This is a genomic window from Streptomyces sp. NPDC059456 (genome assembly GCF_042750055.1).
Lineage (GTDB): Bacteria > Actinomycetota > Actinomycetes > Streptomycetales > Streptomycetaceae > Streptomyces.
The window spans coordinates 1-4,813 of record NZ_JBHYVA010000652.1 but is presented as its reverse complement, the minus strand read 5'-3'; the positions used below and the strand labels follow the sequence as shown (position 1 = coordinate 4,813).

The 4,813-nt window shown below is 71.6% G+C and carries 4 protein-coding genes; 3 read left to right on the top strand and 1 reads right to left on the bottom strand.

The window, feature by feature from the left end:
* Nucleotides 1-681, bottom strand: a 681-nt coding sequence (locus ACFXA3_RS35605) for a bifunctional DNA primase/polymerase (protein WP_385194051.1), incomplete at its 3' end; no start/stop codon positions are given.
* A 408-nt stretch (nucleotides 682-1,089) separates the two neighbouring features.
* Between ACFXA3_RS35605 and ACFXA3_RS35600 the strand changes: the two genes are divergently transcribed.
* The 3 genes from ACFXA3_RS35600 to ACFXA3_RS35590 all read left to right on the top strand — a co-directional run bounded on the left by ACFXA3_RS35600 (nucleotide 1,090) and on the right by ACFXA3_RS35590 (nucleotide 4,664).
* Nucleotides 1,090-2,595, top strand: coding sequence for a hypothetical protein (locus tag ACFXA3_RS35600; RefSeq protein WP_385194049.1), 1,506 nt, complete (start codon nucleotides 1,090-1,092; stop codon nucleotides 2,593-2,595).
* 387 nt (nucleotides 2,596-2,982) lie between these two features.
* A complete protein-coding gene (locus tag ACFXA3_RS35595) occupies nucleotides 2,983-4,329 on the top strand; it encodes an ammonium transporter (RefSeq protein WP_385194047.1) in 1,347 nt (448 codons plus the stop codon).
* Nucleotides 4,326-4,664, top strand: coding sequence for a P-II family nitrogen regulator (locus tag ACFXA3_RS35590; protein ID WP_054226484.1), 339 nt, complete (start codon nucleotides 4,326-4,328; stop codon nucleotides 4,662-4,664). The genes ACFXA3_RS35595 and ACFXA3_RS35590 overlap by 4 nt, the downstream gene beginning before the upstream one ends.
* Nucleotides 4,665-4,813: the final 149 nt, after the last annotated feature.

Here is a 4,813-nt window from a genome sequence, read left to right as displayed (position 1 = left end):
CTTAGGCGCCTCGGGGCGCCGCCGCCGGGGGCAGATGTACGCGAGGGTGCCGAGCAGCAGCCGGGCCTGCGGCGGGCCGCCCGCAGAGTCGAGCGCGGGCGGCCGCAGCCAGCCCACCGGGCCGAGCCCCGCGTGGTCGGAGGGCGGGGCCGTCAGGAAGGCGCCGGGCCCCAGGGCGCGCAGATCGAGGTCCGCGTCGTCCCAGCCCATCCGGTACAGCAGCTGCGGCAGCTCGGCGGCCGCGCCCGGGGCCACGAAGAACTGGGCCCGGCCGTCCGGGGTCTCGGTGACCGGCCCGAGGGGCAGGCCCATCCGCTCCAGGCGGACCAGTGCACGGCGTCCCGCCTCCCGGGAGACCTCGATGACGTCGAAGGTGCGGCCCACGGGGAGCAGGACCGCCGCGCCCGGGTACCCGCCCCAGGTCTCGGTGACCTCGTCGAGGGTGGCGCCCGCCGGGACGGTCGGGGCCAGCGGCAGCGGATGCGCCCCCGGCGCGCTGCACTGTGCGTGACCGCAGGAGCAGCCGCGGGCGGGGGCCGCGGCGCGGGCGCCGGGGACCACGTCCCAGCCCCACAGTCCGGTGTACTCCGCGACCGCCGTGCACTCCGAGGTCCGGCCGCGGCGCCGCGAGCCGGAACGGAACTCCTTGGTGCTGCGGCTGCCGCCGATCGTGAAGCCCATGCCCATGCCCCCTCCAACGGGTCGGACGCGCAGGTGGTTACGACGTCGGCCGGACGGGATGCGGGCCCGGCCGCGAGCCGGGTACCCGAGGGGGCCGACCGGCGCACTCCTCGCCGCGCGCGCCCCCGGTGCACTCCCGTCCATCCGATCGTTTTCGCCTCGGTGTCAAGTGAATCGCGCCTGGCGGGTGGCTAGTTCATTCGAAGGGGTGGCGAATGGTGGCGTTTCTGGAATCGACCTCGCGGAGGGGGTGATCGTAGGATTACTTTCAGTGCACCAAACCCCGAAGGCGGGCCGTCCGTGGTTATGCCGGAGGCAACGTGTGGAGGATCTGTGAAGGTCCGTGGCGGCGCTCGTCGCCCCAGCCAGGGTTTCGTGTGAAGAGGCTGAGTGGATGGGGGCGTTCCAGTGAGCGGCAACGGCGCAAGCGGAACGAGCGACGACCCGGAGGCCCCGGACTCCGCGGGCCGCAATGAGCAACTGACCTCCTGGTTCGTCCGCAGTGGCTGGTCCAAGGGCGAGCTCGCCCGCCAGGTGAACCGGCGCGCCCGCCAGATGGGCGCCCACCACATCAGCACGGACACCTCCCGGGTGCGCCGCTGGCTCGACGGCGAGCAGCCCCGCGAACCCGTCCCGCGGATCCTGTCCGAGCTGTTCTCCGAGCGCTTCGGCTCCGTCGTCGCCATCGAACAGCTCGGCCTGCGCACCGCCCACCAGACGCCCTCCGTCTCCGGCGTCGACCTGCCCTGGGCGGGCCCGCAGACCGTCGAACTGCTCGGCGAGTTCTCCCGCAGCGACCTGATGCTGGCCCGCCGCGGGTTCCTCGGGACCTCCCTCGCCCTCTCCGCCGGGCCCGCCCTCATCGAACCCATGCAGCGCTGGCTCGTCCCGGTCCCCCCCACCGACCCGGGCCCGCGCGAGGCGGGGGCGTCCGGAGCCCTCAGCGGCCACCGCCCCCCGCGGTTGTCCGAACCGGAACTCGGCCTGCTCGAAGCGACCACCGTGATGTTCCGCCAGTGGGACGCCCAGTGCGGCGGCGGACTGCGTCGCAAGGCCGTCGTGGGCCAGCTCCACGAGGTCACGGACCTGCTCCAGGAGAACCACCCGGCCCCCGTGATGCGGCGGCTCTTCAAGGTCGCCGCGGAACTCGCCGAACTCGCCGGCTGGATGAGCTACGACATCGGCCTGCACCCCACCGCGCAGAAGTACTTCGTCCTCGCCCTGCACGCCGCCAAGGAGGGCGGCGACAAGCCCCTCGGCTCGTACATCCTCTCCAACATGAGCCGCCAGATGATCCACCTGGGCCGGCCCGAGGACGCCCTGGAACTCATCCACCTGGCCCAGTACGGCAGCCGCGACTCCGCAGGCCCGCGCACCCAGGCCATGCTGTATGCGATGGAGGCCCGCGCCTACGCCAACATGGGCCAGCCCAGCCGCTGCAAGCGGGCCGTGCGGATGGCCGAGGACACCTTCTCCGACGTCGACTTCGGCGGCGAGCCCGAACCCGACTGGATCCGCTTCTTCTCCGAGGCCGAGCTCAACGGCGAGAACTCCCACTCGTACCGCGACCTGGCCTACGTGGCCGGGCGCAGCCCCATGTACGCCTCCCTCGCCGAACCCGTCATGCAGCGGGCCGTGGAGCTCTTCGAGAAGGACGAGGAGCACCAGCGCTCGTACAGCCTCAACCTCATCGGCATGGCCACCGTGCACCTGCTCCAGCGAGAGCCCGAGCAGGCCGTCGTCCTCGTCGGCCGCGCCCTGAAGGTGGCGGAAAAAGTGCGCTCCGAACGGGTGAACACCCGGATCCGCAAGACGGTCGACGCCGCCGCCCGCGAGTACGGCGACGTCGCCGACGTGGTCCGGCTGACCGACCAGCTCGCCTCCCGGCTCCCCGAGGCTGCGGAAGCCGTCTGACGGCCCGCGCGGCCGCCCCCGAGGCCCCGGCCGCGGCAGTCACCCCGTGAAGCCCGATCAGGCTCCCCCAGCCAGGTCATCACCCCGGGTGCTGCCGCGGCCGGCCACACCCCCCTGCGCCTGAACCGGCGCGGCCCTCTCCGAGGCGGTCCCTCGCCGTCGTGGTCGCCCGGTCCACGGCTGCGGCTGTTCATCGTGCTGTAACAGCCCGGATGGCTTCGTCATCGGCGTGAAACACCCAGCGGCGCCGCCGGAAACCGGCCTGCGCGAATCTCGGGGTCAATAACCGGCCAGCCCCCAGGCCCCCACCCCCCGGCCTTACGCCTTGCGCCGCTCAGGTTTTCACGATCGCCCGCACGCGAACGTACCGACGACGAGGAGACGCCGATGGCATCAGCCATCACGACCCTCGCGGCAGACGCCCCGACGCTGTCTGCCGCGAACACCGGGTTCATGCTCATCTGCTCCGCCCTGGTCATGCTGATGACCCCGGGACTCGCCTTCTTCTACGGAGGCATGGTCCGCGTCAAGAGCAGCCTCAACATGCTGATGATGAGCTTCATCAGCCTCGGGATCGTGACGATCCTGTGGGTCCTCTACGGCTTCAGCCTCGCCTTCGGCACCGACTCCGGCGGGTTCATCGGCTGGTCCTCCGACTACGTCGGCCTCAGCGGCATCGGCATCACCGAGCTGTGGGACGGCTACACCATCCCGGTCTACGTCTTCGCCGTCTTCCAGCTGATGTTCGCCGTCATCACCCCCGCCCTGATCAGCGGCGCCCTCGCCGACCGGGTGAAGTTCAGCGCCTGGGCCCTGTTCACCGCCCTGTGGGTCACCGTCGTCTACTTCCCCGTCGCCCACTGGGTCTGGGGCGCGGGCGGCTGGCTGTTCGAGCTCGGCGTCATCGACTTCGCGGGCGGCACCGCCGTCCACATCAACGCCGGAGCCGCGGCCCTCGGCGTCATCCTGGTGATCGGCAAGCGCGTCGGCTTCAAGAAGGACCCGATGCGCCCCCACAGCCTCCCGCTCGTGATGCTCGGCGCCGGTCTGCTCTGGTTCGGCTGGTTCGGCTTCAACGCCGGATCCTGGCTCGGCAACGACGACGGCGTGGGCGCGGTCATGTTCGTCAACACCCAGGTCGCCACCGCCGCCGCCATGCTCGCCTGGCTCGGCTACGAGAAGCTGCGCCACGGCTCCTTCACCACCCTCGGCGCCGCCTCCGGCGCGGTCGCCGGCCTCGTCGCGATCACCCCCTCCGGCGGCTCCTGCTCCCCGCTCGGCGCGATCGCCATCGGCGCCATCGCCGGTGTCGTCTGCGCCATGGCCGTCGGCCTCAAGTACCGGTTCAACTTCGACGACTCCCTCGACGTGGTCGGCGTCCACCTCGTCGGCGGTGTCATCGGCTCGCTGCTGGTCGGCTTCTTCGCCACCGGCGGCGTCCAGTCCGACGCGGCCGGCCTGTTCTACGGGGGCGGCCTCGAACAGCTCGGCAAGCAGGCCATCGGAGTCTTCTCCGTCCTCGCCTACTCTCTCGTCGTGTCCGCGATCCTCGCCTTCCTCCTCGACAAGACGATCGGGATGCGGGTCACCGAGGACGACGAGGTCTCCGGCATCGACCAGGTCGAGCACGCCGAGACCGCCTACGACTTCAGCGGAGCCGGCGGCGGAGCCTCCTCCCGGAGCACCGCCGCACACGCCCCCGCTGCCGCCGCGAGCAAGAAGGTTGACGCATGAAGCTGATCACCGCGATCGTCAAGCCGCACCGGCTGGACGAGATCAAGGACGCCCTCCAGCGGTTCGGGGTCCAGGGGCTCACGGTCTCCGAGGCCAGCGGGTACGGCCGCCAGCGCGGCCACACCGAGGTCTACCGCGGCGCCGAGTACACCGTGGACCTCGTACCGAAGATCCGCATCGAGGTGGTCGTCGAGGACGACGACGCCGAATCGGTGATGGAGGTCCTGGTCAAGGGCGCCCGCACCGGAAAGATCGGTGACGGCAAGGTGTGGAGCGTGCCCGTGGACGCGATCATCCGCGTCCGCACCGGCGAGCGCGGCGCAGAAGCGCTCTAGGCGACGGGAGCCCCGGGTGACGAGCGTCGAACAGCACACGACCGGTGATTCCGGTGAACCGTCCGGCGCGGGACCCAGCGGGTACGCCGCGGCCCCGCGGCCACCCCAACACCAGGGCTCGCCGGACGGGCCGAACCGGCGGTTCCCCC